We start from the raw sequence: 20,174 nt of genomic DNA, 5'->3' as shown, positions 1-20,174 counted from the left end.
CCTAAATGGTTAAGGATTATTTACCTTCTTCCATTTTTCTTTTTAATTCTGCTAATGCATCAATATCTCCCAATGTAGATCTTTCTTCGTTTGAAGAAGATGAAGAAGAAGTATTAGATCTGTTGTTAGATTCTTTTACATTTTTCTTTTCCTCATCTCTGAAGATACCTGTGTGAGATACTACTACTCTCTTAAACTCCTTGTTGAATTCGATTACTTTGAACTCAGCATCTTCACCTTTTTTGATTTTAGATCCATCTTCTTTCTCTAATAATCTTGAAGGGCAGAACGCTTCAACCTCAGCATCTTCGAATTGTACAGAAGCACCTTTATCGTGTACTTCTACAGCTTTACCAGCATGGATAGTTCCTTCAGCATATTTAGTTTCGAATTTATCCCAAGGGTTTTCAGTCAATTGCTTGTGACCTAAAGATAATCTTCTTGCCTGGATATCTAATTCCAATACGATAACATCTAATTTGTCTCCTACAGCGCAGAATTCAGATGGATGCTTGATTTTCTTAGTCCAAGAAAGATCAGAAATGTAGATTAAACCGTCGATACCTTCTTCCAACTCTACGAATACACCAAAGTTTGTGAAGTTTCTTACAGTTCCGACATGCTGAGATCCAACAGGATATTTAGCTTCGATATTTTCCCAAGGATCTTTAGATAATTGTTTCATACCTAGAGAGATTTTTCTGTCTTCTCTATCTAAAGTAAGTACTTCAGCTTCAACTTCATCACCTACTTTTACAAAATCACCAGCAGATCTCAAGTGAGTAGACCAAGACATTTCAGAAACGTGGATCAATCCTTCTACACCTGGAGCGATTTCTACGAATGCACCATAGTCAGCAAGAACTACTACTTTCCCTTTTACTTTATCTCCAACTTTCAGGTCAGCAGAAAGAGCATCCCAAGGATGAGCTTCTAATTGCTTCATACCTAACTGGATTCTTGTTTTCTCATCATCGAAATCAAGGATAACAACTTTTACAGTTTGTCCATCTTCTAAGATTTCAGATGGGTGGTTCACTCTAGACCAAGAAAGGTCTGTAATGTGGATCAATCCATCTACACCTCCTAAGTCAATGAATACACCGTAAGAAGTAATGTTCTTAACAGTTCCTTCAAGAACTTGTCCTTTTTCAAGCTGAGCGATGATTTCTTTTTTCTGACCTTCGATATCTGCTTCGATCAATGCTTTGTGAGATACTACTACGTTTTTGAATTCAGGGTTGATTTTCACAACTTTGAACTCCATAGTTTTACCTACGAACTGATCGTAATCTTTAATTGGCTTAACATCAATTTGAGAACCTGGTAAGAATGCTTCGATTCCGTGTACGTCAACGATCATACCTCCTTTAGTTCTAGATTTCACAAAACCGTTAACGATTTCTCCAGTTTCGTGAAGTTCGTTTACTCTATCCCAAGCTTTAAGCGTTCTTGCTTTTCTGTGAGATAATTGTAATTGTCCAGTTTTGTCTTCTCTTCTGTCAACCATTACTTCTACCTCATCACCTACTTGTAATCCTTGGTTGTAACGGAATTCGTTAAGAGAAATAACACCTTCTGATTTGAAGTTGATGTCTACGATAGCTTCTTTATCAGTTAATCTTACAACTCTACCAACTAAAACGTCGTTATCGTTTAAGCTGTTTAAAGATCCGTTGTAGATTTCTTCTAAATCACTTTTTTCTTTTCTCGCATCTGCATCAAGACCTGATTCGAATGAATCCCAATCAAATTGTTCTGGTGCTACGTTTTGGTTTAATAAAACCTCTGCTGAATTTGTCTCTTTTGACATTTTCTAATAAAATTTGTATTCCTTCTTTTTTAACGGTTTGAATAAATGTGGATTTAAAAAATACGGAAGTAATTAATTTTTAATAATTTACCTCTTCAAACCTTGACCACAAAAAGTGGGTGCAAATATACGAATATTATTTAATATAAACAATATTTTAATCCGCAGAGACGTCACACCTAAATGCCTGATTGTCAAAATTAAAATCATTAAAAGATTAAAATACATCTTCACCAACAATCTTTATAACAAATAACAACTTACAGCTTAAGACTCTAAATTCCTAGCCACCTATTTTCACTATCTTTGCCCAATGGAACTACAATCAATTTATCAAAAACTGCAAATTCAGGATATGAATCAGATGCAGAAATCTACTTATAAAGCTTCTGAAAACAATACGGATATTGTATTGCTCTCTCCTACCGGATCAGGGAAGACGCTTGCTTTTTTATTTCCGGTTTTAAGAAATCTGAAAAAAGACGTTCAAGGAGTCCAGGCATTGATATTAGTTCCGGCCAGAGAATTGGCTCTACAAATTGAACAGGTGTTCAAGTCAATGGGAACGGATTTTAAGGTTTCCGTTTGCTATGGTGGCCATGATAAAAAGATTGAGGTTAATAATTTAATTGAAGCTCCTGCCGTATTGATTGGAACACCGGGAAGAGTTGTTTACCATCTGAGAAACAATAATTTTGATCCTAAGACAATTAAGACATTGGTTCTTGATGAGTTTGATAAAGCATTAGAGCTAGGCTTTCATGATGATATGGAATTTATTTCTAATTCTTTAAAAGGGTTATCCCAAAGAATTTTAACTTCTGCAACTGCCATGGATGAAATCCCTTCATTTACCGGGCTGAAAGATGAAAAAGTAATCAGTTTCCTTAAAGAAAACGATATAAAACCTGATTTACAATTGAGAAAAGTAATGACAATTCCGGAAGAAAAGCTGGATACACTTTTCAATCTTGTTTGTAAAATCGGGAATAAAAGAACGCTGATTTTCTGTAATCACCGTGACGCAGTAGACCGTATTTCCGAGCTTCTTCATCAAATGGGAATTGACAGGGAAACATTCCACGGGGGTATGGAACAGGACGAAAGAGAACGGGCTTTACTGAAATTCAGAAATGACTCTGCAAGAATCCTAATCACAACCGACCTTGCCGCCCGGGGACTTGATATACCTGAAGTAGAGTCTATTGTTCATTATCAACTACCTCCCAAAGAAGATGCTTTCATTCACAGAAACGGACGTACCGCAAGGATGAATGCTAAAGGTTTTGTTTACCTTATCATGACAGAGGAAGAAAATTTTCCTTTTATCAAAAATAATACGCCTGTAGAAAGTGTTTCAGGATATGATAAAGTTCCTGAAAAGACACCTTTTCAAACAATTTATATCAGTGCAGGTAAGAAAGACAAAGTTAATAAAGTAGATATTGTGGGTTATCTCATTAAAAAAGGGGAATTGCAAAAGGAGGATATCGGGCTGATTGAAGTGAAAGACACAACATCATATGTTGCCGTTTCCAGGAAGAAAGTAAATTCATTGTTAAAGAAATTATCCAATGAAAAGCTTAAAGGAAAAAAAAGTCAAAATGGAGATAGCGTATTAAACGACATCAATTTTAAGATAAAAAAGAAAGCGGCCATTATTTAATAGCCGCTTTCATTTTATAATAATATTAAAAAACTTATTTGATGATCAGTTTTTGACTATACATTCCTTTGGAAGAATTAATATTAATAATATAAACTCCTTTTGGGATATTCATGTTAAATTCTTTTGTAAAATCTCCATTACCTTGATAGGAATCCGAAGAGATCAGCCTGCCACTTGAATCAAATAGAGTAACTTTTATTTCTCCTGATAAATTCCTGGATTTAACAAAGAAATTCCCATTACTCGGATTAGGGTAAATTTTGATATCATTTCCTGATACAGCGGAAGCATCCTTTGTCCCTAAATTTTGTGTTTCGCGGGTACAAACTTCAAGCGACCAAGAATTAATTGTTCCCACATCACCTGCATAATTGTCCGATGCAAACAACTTCCATTCTCCCTGAGCCTTATGCCCTTTAAAGATTCCTAATGATTCATCAGATTTCGTTTCTCCCTGAATCGGAGAAGCACAAGCTACTGCATTACCTGTATCTGTGAACGAAGCTGTAATACCTGAATATGCCGCATTTCCACATTTTCTATTCCATATGAGAGCAGAAGATCCTTGCGGACTTTCTATACCAACAGCCAAATCACTTACATAAGGGTGTGCTATAGTTGGTGTTACTTTAATTTTAGTAATGACTCCGGTATTATTTACCATTAAAGGAACAATAACTTTAGGTGAAGAAATCTTGTTCCCTCCAGGTCCATCCGTAATGCCAACAGCTGGTCCATTATAAGTATACGTTGCACATGTTTCTCCGGTCACATTATAATCAATAACAAAACTTGGACTTACCGCATAATAAACATTTCCTATGGCTTCAACCAGAATGTATGCGTTTGCCGAAGTTGATCCGGCAGGAATTGTAATCTGTTCGCTACCGTCATTAGGTGTATTTGCTGCCAGCACGGTAAATGTTTGCCCTCCGTCGGTAGATAATTTAATCGTAACATTTGCTGTATTAATCGGAGCCTGAGTGGTATTGGCTACATCCCAGGTTATAGTTGCTGAATTTCCGGAACTTAATGACTGTCCAAATACTGGAGCTGTAATTTTGAAAGGTCCCGATGCTGCATCAACCGTTATTACCGTTTCATCTTTGCTCGTCTGCGGAGCAGTAGGATGATTATTTCTTGCCGTAACTGTAAAATTAAGTGTCCTTGCCACACTGGATAAAGACTCCCAACGGGTCGCATATACTCCTGCCAATACTTTATTAAAATCAGGGAAGTATCTTATAGGTGTACTTACCGGAGGTAAGGACCGGAAAGTAGGACCGGAAGGTTTGGCAGCATAGGTAAGAGAGTTCACCGTTCCTGTTTGTGCCGAACCGGAATCCATCTGCTCCCACGTATAAGTATAACCAGCACTATTGGCATCTGTCGTGGTTGCTTTCAATGCGAAAGGTGTAGATTTAGGAATTGTATAATCAGCTCCGGCATTTACTGCTGGTGCAGGATTAGCAAACGGTACATTAACACCGCATGCCACGCCATTGATCACATCTTTGATCTCTTTAAGATTAAAAGCATGAAAATAATCAAATGAGTTAAACTGCACATCACTATTACCACCCATAATACCTGTATAAGCCATAATCGTAGATCCACTTCCCGGCTCTACTAAAGAAGCATCCGTGTAGCTTGCATTATAAAGCGTAAATGTATGGTTCGCCCCCATCTGATGGCCCATTTCATGAGCAACATAGTCTATATCGAATTTATCTCCTTCAGGAAAATTATGAGCTGTCCATCCACCTGCTTTAGCATTATCATCACAGATTACTCCGATATCTCCTGCCTGGCCGTTACCATTCTTTTTATCCAGCAAATGACCCATATCGTAATCCTGAGCTGCAATACGCGCTGAAATCTGGGTTTGAGCTTCACCAGGTCCTCCGTTGGTATAAGGATCTGCAGTAGGTTCTAAAAAAATAAGCACATCATTATTGGCAATTAAATTAAAATGTAATGACAGATCTTTTTCAAATAACTGATTAAGACGGGTTAATGTCGTATTCATAGCTGCCAGTACTACCGCTTTTTTCTGCGCTTCCGTAGCATTTGCCGGTGTTCCGGCTGCTGTTAAATGATACTGGGCATACTCCCCGGTACATGACATAGCCAGCCTGAAAGTATTGAAACCTGCGGCTTTTTTATTTTGTGCACCATTTTTACTAGATAGGGACTTCGTTGCCAGATTTTCAGCAGTACCACAAATGAAAGGTTCTGCCTCCTGATTCTTTCTTGCTTTTGAATCGAATACAGCATATACTGTTCCGTCCTGTGAATAAGGTTCAATAAATTCAGAATTACCGGATCTTGTAATCATAGATGAAAAACCTACCGGTGAAAGACTAAATCTTAAATAAGCAGACGGGTCTTCTATTCCCCTTCCCATATAAGATTTTATGTCCGGATATTTCTCCTGTAATTCAGGAGCCATATTGGAATATTCCCATACCTGGAACCTTTCTGTTTTCCCATTGATATCAGGAATTGAAATAACAACACCTTTTCCCTCAGAAGTTTTAGAAGATGTATTTTTAAGGGTTTGTTTTAAAGCGTTTATATCTAATGTATACAAGCCTGAAAACTCCAGTTTTTCCTGTACTTTTTTTACGCTTTGTGAACGTAGTTCTGTTCTCTTCCATTGTGATGACCCCATAAAAGGAACCATCGCCAATGCGATCAATAAGTAGAATTTCATATCTATAATAATTTAAACTGTTTGTGTTAAGGTTGGTATATGTTCTAACTCACGCAAACATCTTAAATAAAATAAACGATATTTTCCAGAGCCTAAAACACTTTACAAAAAAAGCAAAAAATTAAACACAAAAACCATAATATTAATAATAAACAACACTCATTATTAACATTTTCACAATTAACTTAAATTATTTTACGATAGAAGTAAATAGATTAAAAATTTTATATAAAATAAGATTTAAAAAGAAATAAATTCAAATACACATGAAATAACATCAATGAAATCAAAACCCACCTCACTGATTACCCGAATATTACACGTAATTTTCAAGTAACTAAATCACTGATAAAAGATTTAACAACAATAAATGGAATCGATTATCTTGTCCCTTTTACCCTTGTTGGTAAAGTATATACTGACTTTGAAGCAGTAATAAAAAGAATATCATTATGCTTTCCCCCGAATGTTACGTTAGAGGTCCATTCCTCTTCTATGGGAATATGATAGATTTTCTTACCATCGCGATTAAACACCGTAACCCCATTACCTGTTAAATAAACATTCCCGTGCTTATCTAACGTCATTCCGTCAGAACCCATTTCACAGAACAGTCTCTTCTCAGAAAGTTCTCCTGCATCCAATATGTCGTATACATAAGTTTTTCCTGCATCAATATCAGAAACATAGAGTTTTCTGTATTTCTCACTTCCGGCAATGCCATTGGGCTGGGTAAAAGTATCGATTTTTTTTTACTTTACCTTCTTTATTTCTGTAATAAAGACTTTTATGAGGAATTTCCTGTTTAAAATCAATCCAGTAATCTCTCTTATACAAAGGATCAGTAAAGTACATTCCACCTGAAGAATCTCCCCATACATCATTCGGACCATTAAGCCTTTTTCCTTCGAAACCTTTTAATAAAATCTGAATCTTTTTATCTTTAGAGATCTTCCAGATCTCGCCCTGATCATCAGAACAGGTAATCAGATTATCGTCTTGATCAAAATGGGTTCCATTGGCGCGTCCTGTTTTGCTTAAAAATTCCCGGATTTCATTTGTTTTCCAATCCCAATAATAAATTTTATCATTGGGTTGATCTGTAAAATAAACATTCCCTTCTTTATCTGAGGAGGGCCCCTCAGTAAAACCGAACCGGTCTGAAATCTTCTCTGGCATTACATCATGATAAAACATACGGGTATAATTTACTGATTGACAATTTAGTAATACTAAAACCAAACCAACCCAAGTCATTTTAAAAAGATTCTTCATTTCTTATTTCATTTTAGGCTCACAATGTACAACATGAAAAAATAAAATTCAAGAATTATTTTCTCATTTTGATACAATAATAAAAAATTGATAAATGTCCCATTTGTCCTATCCAATACGTGTATACTATTAGTAATGTATTCCCTTAATTAAGAGCTTTGCGGTAAGAAACTCAATAGATGTTTTTTAATAAAAAAAACAACAAAATGAGGGATTATTCAATTGGTTATTTAAAATAAAAGAATGAATACAGACACCAAACCCGAAAAGGTTATAGCAATAGAGAATGAAGCTTTCAGAAATTCTGTGGGAACAATGGATGATACAGGAAAAAGAAAATGGGTGTTCCCCCGCAAACCCAAGGGGAAATATACCAATTACAGAAATTACACCAGCTATATCCTGCTTGCTTTGTTTTTTATTCTGCCTTTCGTAACCATTAATCATAACCCTTTTCTTCTGATTAATGTTATCGACAGAAAATTTTTCATTGTGGGGCAACCATTTTATCTCCAGGATTTTTTTATTCTGGCTCTGGGCGCTGTTACTTCTGTCATATTTGTTATGCTTTTTACAGTAGTTTTCGGACGAATATTCTGTGGCTGGCTTTGTCCGCAAACTCTTTTTATGGAGATGGTTTTCAGAAAAATAGAATATTGGATCGAAGGTGACCGTAATAAGCAAATGAAGCTGGACCGACAGGAATGGAATAGTGAAAAAATAAGAAAGAGGAGTCTGAAATGGTCGGTATTCCTTTTGGTTTCGTTAATTATCAGTCATTTCATGTTCATGTATATTGTAGGATACAGAGAGGTTTTTAAAATCATGAGTGAAGGACCGGCAGAACATTCATTGAAATTCATTGTTATGCTTTCTTTCACAGCTGTTTTTTATTTTACTTTCGCATGGCTCCGTGAGCAGGTATGTACATTGGTATGCCCCTACGGACGCTTACAGGGAGTTCTTATTGATAAACAAACCATCAATGTATATTATGATTTTAAAAGAGGTGAAAACCGTTCCAAATGGAAAAACGGTGAAGACCGAAAATCAGAAGGAAAAGGAGATTGTATCGATTGCCAGCAATGTGTCGTGGTTTGCCCTACAGGAATAGACATCAGAAACGGCCAACAGCTTGAATGTATTAATTGCACGGCGTGCATTGATGCCTGTGACGAAGTAATGGAAAAAATAGGCCTTCCAAAAGGATTGGTTCGCTACGCAACTGAAGCTGAAATTGAAAACCAATCCAGGTTTATTTTTACCTCCAGAATGAAAGTCACTACGGTTTTTCTGGCATTATTAATCGGTTTTCTTGGTTTTCTAATGTATGACCGTGGATCTATGGAGGCCAAATTTATTAAACCTGCCGGATCCACTTTCTTTACAAAAAATGGAAAAATAACGAATACATTTATTTATACTTTTTTAAACAAAACCAATGAGAAAAAGGTTTTAACAATAAAAGTAATAAGTCCTAAAAATGGCGAGATCACTTTTTTTGGTTCAGATAAAATTGTATTAAAGGGAGATCAGATCTTAAAAGGTAACATTAATATTACATTTCCTGAAAAAGACATCCGATTTTCCAAACAGAACATCGTGATTGCTGTACTTGATGAAAAAGGCAAAATTGTGGATACTTTTGAAACAACTTTTGAGGGACCTTTCAAACTTTTGTTGTAGCCAAAAAGTTTATGATTTATACTTTTGAATAAACTGAGTCGGTGTTATTCCGGAAGTTTTCCGGAATACCCTCACAAAATAAGAATATTCTTCATATCCTAATCTGAAGGCAATCTCAACAAGACTTTCGCTTAAATACATCAGCATCCGTTTTGCTTCCAGCACTACCCTTTCAGTAATAACTTCAGTAGCCGTTTTCTGAACCATAGTCTGCGTAATCCTGTTCAGGTGTTTAGGAGAAATATCCAGCAAAGAAGCATAAAATGAAATCGATTTTTCTTTTGTAAAATGTTCTTCGAGTAAAGTCTCAAAATCCTGATAGTGCTTTAAATATGAAATACTAACCGGGGAATTAAAAGTATTGTATTCTTTAGAAAACAACCTTGATGAGGTGATATACATTTTTGTAATCACTGAAAGTATCAGCCCCTCCTTCATAAGGTTATGAGAATAATACTCATTCTGAATCTCATCAAACAAACCAACCATTGGGTTCAGGTATTTTTTTTCAAGCTGAAGCTTTCTTGAAAAATTCACCGAACTAAAAAAAGGGAAGTTTCTCAGATGCTGATTGATATAATGCATATCATAAAATTCCTGAGATAAGAAAAAAATATACCCGTCCGTGTCTTCCGAAAGTTCCCAGCTGTGAACCTGACCCGGTGATAGAAAAAACATGCTTCCCTCTGAGACATCATACCTGTGAAAATCGACTTCATGAATTCCTGTCCCTTTTGTAAAAAGCACCGTTACGTAAAAATCATGCCGATGGGGCTTCTCAATATGTTTATGGCTGCTGACCAAATGATCTTTCATTGTATTGAAATAAAAATCCGAAGTATTTTTCCCGGACTGAAAAAGATCAATATGAAGTACAGATATAGAATTCAAATCTATTAATTTACTTCAAAATTAAAAAAAGACTTTCATTTAATCTTAAATAGCACTGGAAGATTATAGTATTTCAAGAAAAGAAAAGAGTTTTAAGAATATATTTTGGATGGTAAATTTGTAAAAAAATTCAAAAAAAATTATCTTTGAAAATTAGGATTCATAAAATGAAGATAAATTTACCCGATAAGCTGTATTATTCAATAGGAGAAGTTGCTAAAGCATTTGATGTAAACACTTCATTAATACGTTATTGGGAGCAGGAATTCCCTATTATCAAACCTAAAAAAAAACAAGAAAGGTAACCGGTACTTCACCCCTGAGGATATTAAAAACCTGCAGATCATTTACCATCTGGTGAAAGAAAAAGGTTACACGCTGGATGGAGCAAAGATCGCTTTGGCAACAAACAGTAAAATATCCGAGACCATTACTATTATCGACCGTCTGGAATTCGTAAAAGCTGAATTACTGAAATTAAAAGAATCTTTAGTAGAAAAAGACTCTGAATAACAGAAACGGATAAAAATACCCTAACATTTTTTTTCCAAATATCAGATTTTACATAAACATCTGCTAATCCTGTGATGATCAATTTTCTGCACCTTTTCACACCTTGGCAAAATAAGATCAGCAATGAAAACTCAATGACTTTTTCACTTATTTATTTTATTTTTTGGCATTATTTTAGTTAGTAAGAAACCAAATTTAAAAAACATATTATGAAAAATTTATTTCTCGCAGCAGCTTGCGCATCATTCATCGGATTTACTTCTTGCAGTACAATGAAAAATCAAAAGGAAAATACTTCGGTAATTAAAACTTCTACTTTTGTACCAGGAGTTTATAAAGGAAATATCCCTTCAGGAAACTCAAAACAGAATGTTGAAATCACTTTCAAAGATGATAATACTTTCGCTTTGTCTGAAACTTTTCCTGGTAGTACAACTCCTATGTCAAGTACAGGGACTTGGAAGTATTACAAAGACACCAATAAGGTAATTTTAAAGTATTCAAATATTGCAGACCGTGTAACAACCTTCTCAATTGTCAATGATAAAACAATTCAAATGCATAGCGGAGGCGCATGGACAAAAGAAACAGCAGGAACAGAATATAATCTTGTTCGTCAGTAATACAATAATCTGTTATTAGTTAAATATATCCCCAAAAACATTTTTGGGGATTTTTTATGCCATCATATATCATATTATCTCGATTATTCCGATGAGTAGGCTTGAAAAAATTCAATTAATCAAAAGATCAGCTTCATTTTAAAAAGGGTTACCATCAAAAAACAACCCTTTATATATCATTATATCAAATTCTGAACATTATTCTTTTAAAAGTTGAGGTTTATCAATAAGTTTAGCTTGATGAAAAGAAGCTACTATCAAAAGATTGCATTTTTAGGTATACTACTGCTCATATTATTCATCTTCCAGGAGTATACCAGTAAAGAAAAAGAAAATTTCCCCGAAATAAAGTTTGTGTCGGAGGAAAACGCTTCATTGTATTTAACCGAATTTAATCCTAATGACCTTAACGAAAAACAGTGGCAAAGCCTTGGATTTTCTTCAAAACAGGTACTAACGATACTAAACTATAAGAAAATTGTTGGTGGAGAATTTACATCTAAAGAACAATTACAAAAATGCTACGCTATTTCCAAGGAGAAATTTTCAGAGATCAGTCCATACATTATGCTCCCAAATGACCATAAGGTTATAAAAAATGGTAGATCGGGAGTGCCTGATAAAAAAACAATTACCGTCTCCGGAACATTCAATCCGGATCACCTTTCTGAAAAAGAATGGGAGAATATGGGATTCAGCCCGAGACAGGCCCAAGCGATTTTGAAATACAAAGCTTATCTGGGAGGTAGTTTTGTAAGTAAAGAAAAATTAAAAGCCTGCTTTATAATCAATGATGAAAACTATCGATTATTAGCACCACATCTGCTTTTACCGGAAAAAACACCTGAAAATTTAAAAAACATTTCTAAGAGTACTGAGCAAAAGCCTCGTATTTATCTCCGTTTTTTTGATCCTAATACTTTAAACACAGCAGGATGGCAATCTCTTGGTTTTTCCGAAAAGCAGGCATTAACTATAGTTAATTACAGAGATAGAAATTTAAAGGGACGTTTTAATACCTATCAGGATATTCAGAAATGTTTCGTCATTTCTCAGGAAAAGTTTGAAGAATTAAAACCCTATATTAAAATCAAAGATCAGCAAAATGATGAAAAAAAGAATCCAATCATTCAGCAAAAAACAGATTTCGCATCTACTGATTTAAATCAAATTACTTTTAAACAGCTTCTGGAATTCGGACTTGATGAAAAAAGTGCAGGATCAATTATTGGTTTCAGAAAAAAACTGGGCGGATTCGTTACCAAACAGCAAATCCTGGAAACTTACAATATAGATACAGATCTTGTGCAGAAATTAATTTCAATTTGTAAGCTTGACTCTTCCGGCATCACAAAATATACACTTGTGGACGCGCCGGAAGAATGGTTAAAGAACCATCCTTATTTCAGATACTCTGCAGATAAGATTATTTATTACCGTGTGAGCAATCCCGAAGACAAAAAAATATGGAAGTTTCTGAAATTAAAGCCAGAATATGAGACAAGGATGAAATTATATCTGAAATGATTGAATCTTACTTTCTTATCAATTTAATCTACCGTTTTACTGGAGTCTTCGAGCAACTTGTTCAAAGCGGACAGCTCCTCATCGGTAAGATCTCTCCATTTTCCTACAGGTAAATCCAGCTTGATATTCATGATACGCATCCTTTTAAGTTTTTTCACTTCGTAGCCCAAATATTCACACATTCTGCGAATCTGCCTGTTGAGGCCTTGGGTAAGAACAATTCTGAACGTCATATCATCTACTTTTTCTACCTCACATTTTTTAGTGACGGTATCCAGGATGGGAACTCCATTTCTCATTTTCTCCAAAAATCTCGGATTAATCGGCTTATCGACTCTTACAAGATATTCCTTTTCGTGATTGTTCCTGGCCCTTAAAATTTTGTTGACAATATCCCCGTCACTGGTTAGAAGTATTAGGCCTTCACTAGGTTTGTCCAACCTACCAATCGGAAAAATTCTTTTAGGATGATTGATATAATCTACAATATTGTTTTTTTTCTCTTTTTGTATCTGTGGTACAAACAATACCAATTGGTTTATTAAAAGCAATATAAACAGGTTTTTCTTCTGTTTCCCGGATCGGTTTACCGTCTACTTCCACAACATCTTCGTCGGAAATTTTCGTTCCCAATTCAGGAATCTGCCCGTTGATCTTTATTCTCCCTTCTTCCAGTAATTTATCTGCCGCTCTTCTTGAGCAGAAACCAACTTCTGATAAATATTTATTAATCCGTGTCTTTTCCATTAATCGTCTCCGTAACCCGTGTAGTTTTTATTACTAAAAAATGTTATCCCATAACTCAAACCGATAAAAAAAGCATTTGATTTTCCAAAGTTATGATTTTCAAGAACAAGTCCTCCTTCCTGGCTTAATCTTTTCGAATAAGACACCTGTTTCCCCAACTTCATTCCCCAGAATTCAGCATTTGAAACAACAGAGTGGTTGATCTGCTTTCCATAATTAATATCAATAAAAAAAGGTTCATCTCCAGGACCAATTATGAATTTAGGTTGGATAACCCAATAAAGCAAATGAAAATTCTTATCCGTAAAGCTATATTTTATCCCTGATCCTAAGGCAAAGTTAGGAAGAAAATTATACCCTCCGATAACTGTCATTCCAAAAGTAATTTTATTAGGGAGATAAGGAGCTATGTATTGTTGATAATAGGCTGAATCCTTATTTCTGTCATCCTGAATACTATTTCCAAGATTATATCCTAAGTTAAGAGTGGGGTTAACATAAAAATCCATTTTCGGCTTTTTGTTCTTAACATTTTGAGCGTATGATAGAGTTATCGAAAATAAACTTATGAACAAAAGGAGAGTTTTTTTCATATACTTTCAAATTTAAAATCATTTTCTAAAAACTTTTCTGTACTGTCTTCTATCTTATATTCCCCGATCTTCGTACGTCTCAGTTGCGTTAAATATGCACCAACACCAAGCTCCTGCCCAATATCATGTGCAAGACTCCGGATATAGGTCCCCTTTGAACATCCTACCGTAAAACTCACAAAAGGAAAATCAATCTGAATATTATTAAGATAAAAAATAGTAGTTTTTCTTGACTTCATCTCTACTTCTTCACCTGCTCTCGCAAGATTATAAGCTCTTTTCCCATCAATTTTTATAGCAGAAAAAACCGGAGGTTTCTGGTCTATTTCTCCAACAAATTTCTGTAAAACTGCTCTTACCCGCTCCTCGGAAACGTTTGAAATATCCTGATGAAGAATTTCAGGTTTTTCAGTATCATAAGATTCCGTCTGAACCCCTATCTTTATTTCAGTCCAATATTCTTTAGGGGCATCCTGTATTTCAGGAATTTTTTTTAGTGAATTTCCCGGTACAGACAATGAGTAAACCTGTTGCTCTAGGATCTAAAGTTCCGGCATGCCCAATCTTAAATTTTTTAGGAAGTTTAAACTCACTTTTGAGTTTATATTTCATTTTATTAACGGCCTGGAAAGAGGTCCAATCCAAAGGTTTATCAAGTAAAAATATATGGCCTTCAAGTATATTTTCGGCAGTCATAAATTGGTAATAAATAGATAAGAGAATAATTTATTTAAAGAAATAGAAATAAATCAATAAAGCTATTCCTACAAAAATACGATACCATCCCCAAGGTTTGAAACCATATTTATTAAGAACTCCGATAAAAGCTTTAATAGCAATCAAAGCCACAATAAATGCCACGATATTTCCAATGATAAAAATAGTAAGATGATCTTGTGATGACAAAATCATTTCATATCCTTTCTGAGGATTAGGAGTTTCTTTTCCCCAAGTTTTTACAAAAACTGAGTACACAGTAACTGCTAGCATCGTAGGAACAGCAAGGAAAAATGAAAATTCTGCGGCCGCCTTTCGCGTTAATCCCTGTGTCATTCCTCCGATAATAGAAGCAGCACTTCTGCTTGTTCCCGGCATCATTGCAAGACACTGCCAAAAACCTATGGTCACGGCTTTCTTGATAGTGATTCCCTTTTCATCATCAATTGTCGGGTTTTTAAACCAGGTATCTGCAAATAATAAAACGATTCCACCTAAAACCAAAACAGACGAAATAGCGATCTGATTTCCAAGAACAGCTTCAATCTTATCATCAAAAAGATATCCCAAAGCCAAAGCCGGTATTACCGCAAAGGCAAGCTTATAATAGAATTTAATATTATTAAAATCAAAGAACTTTTTCCAATAAGCAACCACCACTGATAAAATAGCACCAAACTGAATAGATACCTGAAACATTTTTAAAAATTCATCTTCCGGCAATCCCATTAAGCTAGCCGTGAAACCCATGTGGGCCGTAGAAGAAATTGGAAGATACTCAGTAAGACCTTCTATAATGGCAATAATAATTGCTTTGAATAAATCCATATGTATAAAATTAAAAGATTAAAAAGCCTGAAATCCGGAAAACTCCGAATTTCTAAAACTTCTTAATCTTAAATAAAAAATTATTTTCTTTTTAAAATCGCATATACTTCTATAACGAAACCGATAACTACAAATAATGGAGCTATCCGGATTCTGCGAATAGAGAAGATACCGTCGTTCCATGAGTTCGGATCATATTTTCCATCGACAGTATTAGCATCGGCACCCATCATCAGGAGAAAACCTACTACAATGAATGCTAATCCAATCAGCATCCATTTAAAGTTTTGTTGTCCGAAATAAAAAGTGTTTTCCTGTGGAGCTTTGGTATCCGTACCAAACTCAGCTGCAGAAAATTTATTTGTTTTTTTGCTCATCTTTTTAAGAGTAATATAAATCGTCAACGTTTGTTCTCAAGAATCTCCAGGTAGCAACAATGGTACTTAAAACAGTAATAAAAATTCCTACTCCGAATACCAGTATAACAAGCCAGAAATATTGCTGATTATTCTGAACAAATGCAGACCCGATCTGACTCGTGAAATAATACCATACTCCAAATAGCGCCAGAAGTCCGATAACAGAGCCTATACAACCCAAAATCAAAGCCTCAACAATAAATGGTTTCAGGATAAATCTTCTCTTTGCCCCTACAAGCTGCATGGTTTTAATAATAAATCTTTTGGAGAATATTTTCAGACGGATTGAATTGTTAATCAAGACAACCGCTAAAATAAGGAATAGTATAGAAAAGCCTAAGATCCATTTCAAGATTCTGTTCAGATTATTATAAACATCTACCATCAGGGTACTGTTATTCTTTACATCTACAATACCGGGAACGGATTTCAGCGTTTTAATAGCCGCATCAATTTTTGCCGGATCCACATACTCTGGTTTTAAGGCAACTTCGATAGATGAAGGGAAGATATTTTCTTCAAAAAGTGCATCACTATCAATTCCCATACTGGCTTTTGCTTCCTTAGCAGCCATCTCTCTTGAAATATAGGTTGCCCTTTTTACGGGGGCTAAAGTCTGTACTTTTTTAAAAGTTTCTTCTTCCAGTTTCGCAATTTTAACAGAATCTTTAGCGTCATAGTTTTCATCAAAGTATGCGTTTACAACCAACTGCTCCTTGATATAGTCAGAATATTTCTGGGCATTAATTAAAATCAATCCCATTAATCCTAACAAAAATAACACTAAGGCAATACTAATTACCACTGTAATATTGCTGGACCTAAGTCTCTTCTTATTAAATTCATCTACAGATTTCGCCATTAATATTAAATTTTTTGGCTAAAATAGAAAAAATCTTCCGAAATTTGGGACGAAAAAAAAGAAAATCATTGTTAACAAAATCATAAAAAAACTTTGAGTGTAAAAGCAAAAAAAACATCTTGGTCAACACTTCCTGACAGATGAAAACATAGCGAGAAAAATTGTAGAAGGCTTAAGCTTTGAAAACTACAATAATATCATGGAGGTTGGTCCGGGAATGGGAGTCCTTACAAAATATCTATTGGAAAAAGACCAATATATTTATCTTGCTGAAATTGATAACGAGTCCATCGAATATTTGAAAAATCATTATTCAAAAATTACAGATAAAAATTTCGTAGGAGATTTTTTAAAGCAGGATTTTGCTTTTATCAATAATGAACAGCTTGCTATTATTGGCAATTTCCCCTATAATATATCTTCGCAGATCCTTTTTAAGATCATAGATCATTATGAGCTTATTCCTGAAATGGTAGGAATGTTCCAGAAGGAAGTTGCAGAAAGAACAGCTGCCGTTCCGAGAACAAAAGACTATGGCATTTTATCTGTTCTTATTCAGGCGTACTATGATGTATCCTATATGTTTACTGTTCATGAAAATGTTTTCAACCCGCCACCAAAGGTAAAATCAGGAGTTATCAGGTTAACCAGAAATCCCAAAGAAGGTTTAGCTGGCAATGAAGTCCTGTTTAAGCAAATTGTAAAGGCAGGATTCAACCAGAGGAGAAAGAAATTATCCAACTCTCTTAAAATACTGAATATTCCTGAAGCATTAAAAACGCATGAATTTTTAGATAAGAGAGCTGAAGAACTCAGCGTTAACGATTTTATTTCTTTTACAAAACAGTGGAAAGAAAACGCATAATAAAACTAAGAAATAAAGAAATAGGAAAAGCCTTTCAGATATCTGAAAGGCTTTTCAATTTACAATCTATAAATAAATAATTTATTCTCTGTTTTTAAGTAATATCCAACCGGACCAGTTCATCTGGGCTTTTGATTTAGGATATTCAAAGTTAAATTTATACCAGTACGTAGCGGTAGATAATCTCTTTCCTCCTACGGTTCCATCCCAGATCGGATTTTCTTTAGAGAACCTGAACATTTCCACACCATATCTGTCATAAATAGATCCGGTAAAGTTATTAAAGTTCTTTAGAGACGACAGGTCAAGAACATCATTGATTCCATCTTCGTTAGGAGTAATAATATTGGAAATCTTTAAAGTAAAGAAGTCAAGTGTTCCCACACAATGTGTTCCCTGTATCCTTACCTGAAGATTATATGTTGTATTATCCAATAACCCCGTAAACACGTTAGAGGCCTGCCATGAAATTCCGTTATCAATAGAATACTCAAGTACTCCCGGAATATTATTAAGCGATGGATTTACCGCTGTGATTGTTAATGTATTATTGCCATAATTTAATCCGGTGATAAAAGGCAGCGTAGCTCCCATCACTTTCACCGTGAATACTTTTGTACAGTACCCATTATCTATAGTAACAGAATAAATACCCAATTGGTCTACAGAAATCGTTTGCGTCGTTTCACCCGTACTCCATAAATAAGTATAATTAGGTCCGGCTCCCGCATCCAGTGTAATTCTGTCTCCGATACACATTTCAACATCTTTCAAAGGAGAGGTTATTTCCGGAACTACTTCTACTGTGATTGTAGCAGGCTGCAATGATTTACATCCTTTTGCTCCGATAGCATATACTGTAAACGTTGTAGTATTGAATAAAGTTACGGTTTGTGTATTACCGGTTCCCGGGAAATTACTCCATTGGTAAGTAACTCCGCCAGTAGCCGTAAGGTCTACCGAATCTCCCGGACATATTTTCAGTTTTGTGGAAACAACATGTGCGGTAGGGGTAACCTCTTTTGATAAAGTTAATTTAATCAGCCGACTACAGAACCCTCCATTAGACACCACAACATATAAAATCTGTCCATCATTACCATTATAATTAAGCGGAGTGGTAATATAATTATCATTTTGCGCTAAAGCATCTGCCTGATTTTCATAAAAATGGAATACCGCATTAGGTGTTGTACTTATTGAAGGCATTGCTGTAGTCAAATCAAATGTTGTGACATCCGGCGTAGAGCATAACAATAGCGTAGCATCATTGGCATTAGGAGTTGTCCCCCCATGAATCTGTATAGATGCTTTCCCCGGACATGGATTTCCCGGAAAAGTAACTTCAATAGTATAGGTTCCCGGCTGTACTGCTGTAATGGTATTGGTTGTTGCTCCCGGTACAATGGCACCGTTGTAATACCATTGATACGCCATATTAGGATCACTCACTGAAGCTGTCAGTACCTGAGGAACATTATCACAAACATTGATATCTGATGGCAATGTGCCTCCATCCGGATCCAATAATTCCACTCCTATATTAAAAGATCCACCTTCTAAAAATACCGCTGAATCATAACTTGTATCGATCGCATCAGCAAGAACCATTTTGAAATGATAGGCCTGTCCCGGAATTACCGTTGCGGTAGCCGTAAGAGGAACGGTTCTACCGTTAAAATTAGTCTCAATATTAGTTGTATTATATCCTCCGAAGAATGTTGGATTAATTGCTCCACAACTCAAAGGGCTCCCATCAAACTGAGTATCCGGGTGAATATTGGTTACACTTACAGGTCCTGCACCACTGGGTAATACCGCCATATTGACGTAAGGTGCTGTACCCGCTACAGGTTTAAGCAACAGCGCAAATGCATCGGAATAACTGCATGGAAAGGATGTTGTATATTCTTCGGAAGCAAATAAATAATTAAATTTCACCTGCGAAGAAGTAGGAACGAAATCAAACTCCAATACAACAGCATCATTTAGATTCACTGACGGATTGGTAGCAGCTACCAGATCCGGGTCGCTTCCTGTACCGACAAGGTCACTTAAAGGACTCAATACATCTATATAGCTGTTTCCGGTCCTGTTCGCCTTTCCGGTCACAAGTACAATTCCATCTTTAAAGGGAAAGTTTGTGGTACCCTTATGAAAGTAACCCCACGCCCTATTGACATCACTTGCCGGTAAAGAAGGATTTACCTGGACATTTGACACATTGGGAGTAACACATGAGTTTGTTCCTGATGAAATAAGCACGTCTTTTACAAGCTGAGTAATGTTGTAAGCAGACTCATTATATCCCGGTGCATTTACATCGATAAACGCCCCTGCTTTGGCAGCTAAATTAGGTCTTGGCTTAGGAACTTTTCTGGGATTAATACTTTGTGAATGATAAATATTCAGCGAAACTAAAAAAAAAAG

General features: G+C 35.4%; 14 protein-coding genes and 4 pseudogenes. 6 read left to right on the top strand and 12 right to left on the bottom strand.

Going from position 1 to position 20,174, the window contains the following annotated elements; genetic code table 11:
- Nucleotides 1-16: 16 nt before the first annotated feature.
- Complete coding sequence (gene rpsA / locus ACJ5H0_RS17465; protein ID WP_172277450.1) at nt 17-1,813, bottom strand: 30S ribosomal protein S1; 1,797 nt, start codon at nt 1,811-1,813, stop codon at nt 17-19.
- Between the two features lie 313 nt (nt 1,814-2,126).
- Here rpsA and ACJ5H0_RS17460 point away from each other — a divergent pair, with 313 nt between their 5' ends.
- Entirely contained in the window at nt 2,127-3,479 is a 1,353-nt protein-coding gene (locus tag ACJ5H0_RS17460) for a DEAD/DEAH box helicase (protein ID WP_411250923.1), read from the top strand.
- Between the two features lie 34 nt (nt 3,480-3,513).
- Here ACJ5H0_RS17460 and ACJ5H0_RS17455 read toward each other — a convergent pair whose 3' ends face one another.
- The 3 genes from ACJ5H0_RS17455 to ACJ5H0_RS17445 all read right to left on the bottom strand — a co-directional run bounded on the left by ACJ5H0_RS17455 (nt 3,514) and on the right by ACJ5H0_RS17445 (nt 7,473).
- The gene (locus tag ACJ5H0_RS17455; protein WP_411250920.1) at nt 3,514-6,198 is read right to left on the bottom strand and encodes a reprolysin-like metallopeptidase; all 2,685 of its coding nucleotides are present in this window, start codon (nt 6,196-6,198) and stop codon (nt 3,514-3,516) included.
- A gap of 380 nt (nt 6,199-6,578) precedes the next feature.
- The gene (locus tag ACJ5H0_RS17450) at nt 6,579-6,917 is read right to left on the bottom strand and encodes an SMP-30/gluconolactonase/LRE family protein (protein ID WP_411250985.1); all 339 of its coding nucleotides are present in this window, start codon (nt 6,915-6,917) and stop codon (nt 6,579-6,581) included.
- Nucleotides 6,904-7,473 (bottom strand): SMP-30/gluconolactonase/LRE family protein, encoded by a 570-nt coding sequence (locus ACJ5H0_RS17445; RefSeq protein ID WP_411250917.1) that lies wholly within the window; start codon nt 7,471-7,473, stop codon nt 6,904-6,906. Before ACJ5H0_RS17445 ends, ACJ5H0_RS17450 begins: the two co-directional genes overlap by 14 nt.
- A 243-nt stretch (nt 7,474-7,716) precedes the next feature.
- Between ACJ5H0_RS17445 and ccoG the strand changes: the two genes are divergently transcribed.
- Nucleotides 7,717-9,159 carry a cytochrome c oxidase accessory protein CcoG gene (gene ccoG / locus ACJ5H0_RS17440; protein WP_345989689.1) on the top strand — a complete coding sequence of 481 codons (1,443 nt, stop codon included), beginning with the start codon at nt 7,717-7,719 and terminating at the stop codon, nt 9,157-9,159.
- Nucleotides 9,160-9,168: 9 nt separating this feature from the next.
- Here ccoG and ACJ5H0_RS17435 read toward each other — a convergent pair whose 3' ends face one another.
- Nucleotides 9,169-10,050 (bottom strand): AraC family transcriptional regulator, encoded by an 882-nt coding sequence (locus ACJ5H0_RS17435; RefSeq protein WP_273647400.1) that lies wholly within the window; start codon nt 10,048-10,050, stop codon nt 9,169-9,171.
- A gap of 167 nt (nt 10,051-10,217) precedes the next feature.
- Here ACJ5H0_RS17435 and ACJ5H0_RS17430 point away from each other — a divergent pair.
- From ACJ5H0_RS17430 to ACJ5H0_RS17420, 3 genes and pseudogenes are all read left to right on the top strand, one after another.
- Nucleotides 10,218-10,563 (top strand): annotated as a pseudogene (locus tag ACJ5H0_RS17430) (MerR family transcriptional regulator).
- Nucleotides 10,564-10,772: 209 nt separating this feature from the next.
- Entirely contained in the window at nt 10,773-11,186 is a 414-nt protein-coding gene (locus ACJ5H0_RS17425) for a copper resistance protein NlpE N-terminal domain-containing protein (protein WP_411250914.1), read from the top strand.
- A gap of 240 nt (nt 11,187-11,426) precedes the next feature.
- The gene (locus tag ACJ5H0_RS17420; protein WP_411250911.1) at nt 11,427-12,713 is read left to right on the top strand and encodes a hypothetical protein; all 1,287 of its coding nucleotides are present in this window, start codon (nt 11,427-11,429) and stop codon (nt 12,711-12,713) included.
- A 23-nt stretch (nt 12,714-12,736) separates the two neighbouring features.
- Here ACJ5H0_RS17420 and rluF read toward each other — a convergent pair.
- The 6 genes and pseudogenes from rluF to ACJ5H0_RS17390 form a co-directional block, all read right to left on the bottom strand.
- Nucleotides 12,737-13,460: pseudogene (rluF, locus tag ACJ5H0_RS17415) on the bottom strand (23S rRNA pseudouridine(2604) synthase RluF).
- The gene (locus ACJ5H0_RS17410) at nt 13,460-13,969 is read right to left on the bottom strand and encodes a hypothetical protein (protein WP_172277420.1); all 510 of its coding nucleotides are present in this window, start codon (nt 13,967-13,969) and stop codon (nt 13,460-13,462) included. The pseudogene rluF and the gene ACJ5H0_RS17410 overlap by 1 nt, the downstream one beginning before the upstream one ends.
- A gap of 80 nt (nt 13,970-14,049) precedes the next feature.
- Nucleotides 14,050-14,749, bottom strand: a pseudogene (gene truB / locus ACJ5H0_RS17405) (tRNA pseudouridine(55) synthase TruB).
- 30 nt (nt 14,750-14,779) lie between these two features.
- Entirely contained in the window at nt 14,780-15,598 is an 819-nt protein-coding gene (locus ACJ5H0_RS17400; protein ID WP_411250907.1) for an undecaprenyl-diphosphate phosphatase, read from the bottom strand.
- 80 nt (nt 15,599-15,678) lie between these two features.
- Nucleotides 15,679-15,975 carry a DUF3098 domain-containing protein gene (locus tag ACJ5H0_RS17395; protein ID WP_034686639.1) on the bottom strand — a complete coding sequence of 99 codons (297 nt, stop codon included), beginning with the start codon at nt 15,973-15,975 and terminating at the stop codon, nt 15,679-15,681.
- Between the two features lie 4 nt (nt 15,976-15,979).
- Complete coding sequence (locus ACJ5H0_RS17390; RefSeq protein ID WP_172277411.1) at nt 15,980-16,879, bottom strand: cell division protein FtsX; 900 nt, start codon at nt 16,877-16,879, stop codon at nt 15,980-15,982.
- A 103-nt stretch (nt 16,880-16,982) separates the two neighbouring features.
- Here ACJ5H0_RS17390 and rsmA point away from each other — a divergent pair.
- Nucleotides 16,983-17,744: pseudogene (gene rsmA, locus ACJ5H0_RS17385) on the top strand (16S rRNA (adenine(1518)-N(6)/adenine(1519)-N(6))-dimethyltransferase RsmA); the annotation flags it as partial.
- Between the two features lie 81 nt (nt 17,745-17,825).
- On the opposite strand, the gene ACJ5H0_RS17380 reads toward rsmA, so the two are convergent.
- Nucleotides 17,826-20,009 (bottom strand): choice-of-anchor L domain-containing protein, encoded by a 2,184-nt coding sequence (locus tag ACJ5H0_RS17380; protein WP_411250903.1) that lies wholly within the window; start codon nt 20,007-20,009, stop codon nt 17,826-17,828.
- Between the last annotated feature and the right edge of the window lie 165 nt (nt 20,010-20,174).

The organism is Chryseobacterium proteolyticum, assembly GCF_046591535.1.
Lineage (GTDB): Bacteria > Bacteroidota > Bacteroidia > Flavobacteriales > Weeksellaceae > Chryseobacterium > Chryseobacterium proteolyticum.
The sequence above is the reverse complement of the archived record's forward strand: the minus strand, read 5'-3'. Positions and strand labels throughout refer to the sequence as shown.

What these genes read in the sequence shown, in the direction of transcription:
- rpsA (WP_172277450.1), bottom strand. Translation starts at nt 1,813, where the DNA reads ATGTCAAAAGAGACAAATTCAGCAGAGGTTTTATTAAACCAAAACGTA.
- ACJ5H0_RS17460 (WP_411250923.1), top strand. Translation starts at nt 2,127, where the DNA reads ATGGAACTACAATCAATTTATCAAAAACTGCAAATTCAGGATATGAAT.
- ACJ5H0_RS17455 (WP_411250920.1), bottom strand. Translation starts at nt 6,198, where the DNA reads ATGAAATTCTACTTATTGATCGCATTGGCGATGGTTCCTTTTATGGGG.
- ACJ5H0_RS17445 (WP_411250917.1), bottom strand. Translation starts at nt 7,473, where the DNA reads ATGAAGAATCTTTTTAAAATGACTTGGGTTGGTTTGGTTTTAGTATTA.
- ccoG (WP_345989689.1), top strand. Translation starts at nt 7,717, where the DNA reads ATGAATACAGACACCAAACCCGAAAAGGTTATAGCAATAGAGAATGAA.
- ACJ5H0_RS17425 (WP_411250914.1), top strand. Translation starts at nt 10,773, where the DNA reads ATGAAAAATTTATTTCTCGCAGCAGCTTGCGCATCATTCATCGGATTT.
- ACJ5H0_RS17420 (WP_411250911.1), top strand. Translation starts at nt 11,427, where the DNA reads ATGAAAAGAAGCTACTATCAAAAGATTGCATTTTTAGGTATACTACTG.
- ACJ5H0_RS17410 (WP_172277420.1), bottom strand. Translation starts at nt 13,969, where the DNA reads ATGGATTTTTATGTTAACCCCACTCTTAACTTAGGATATAATCTTGGA.
- ACJ5H0_RS17400 (WP_411250907.1), bottom strand. Translation starts at nt 15,598, where the DNA reads ATGGATTTATTCAAAGCAATTATTATTGCCATTATAGAAGGTCTTACT.
- ACJ5H0_RS17395 (WP_034686639.1), bottom strand. Translation starts at nt 15,975, where the DNA reads ATGAGCAAAAAAACAAATAAATTTTCTGCAGCTGAGTTTGGTACGGAT.
- ACJ5H0_RS17390 (WP_172277411.1), bottom strand. Translation starts at nt 16,879, where the DNA reads ATGGCGAAATCTGTAGATGAATTTAATAAGAAGAGACTTAGGTCCAGC.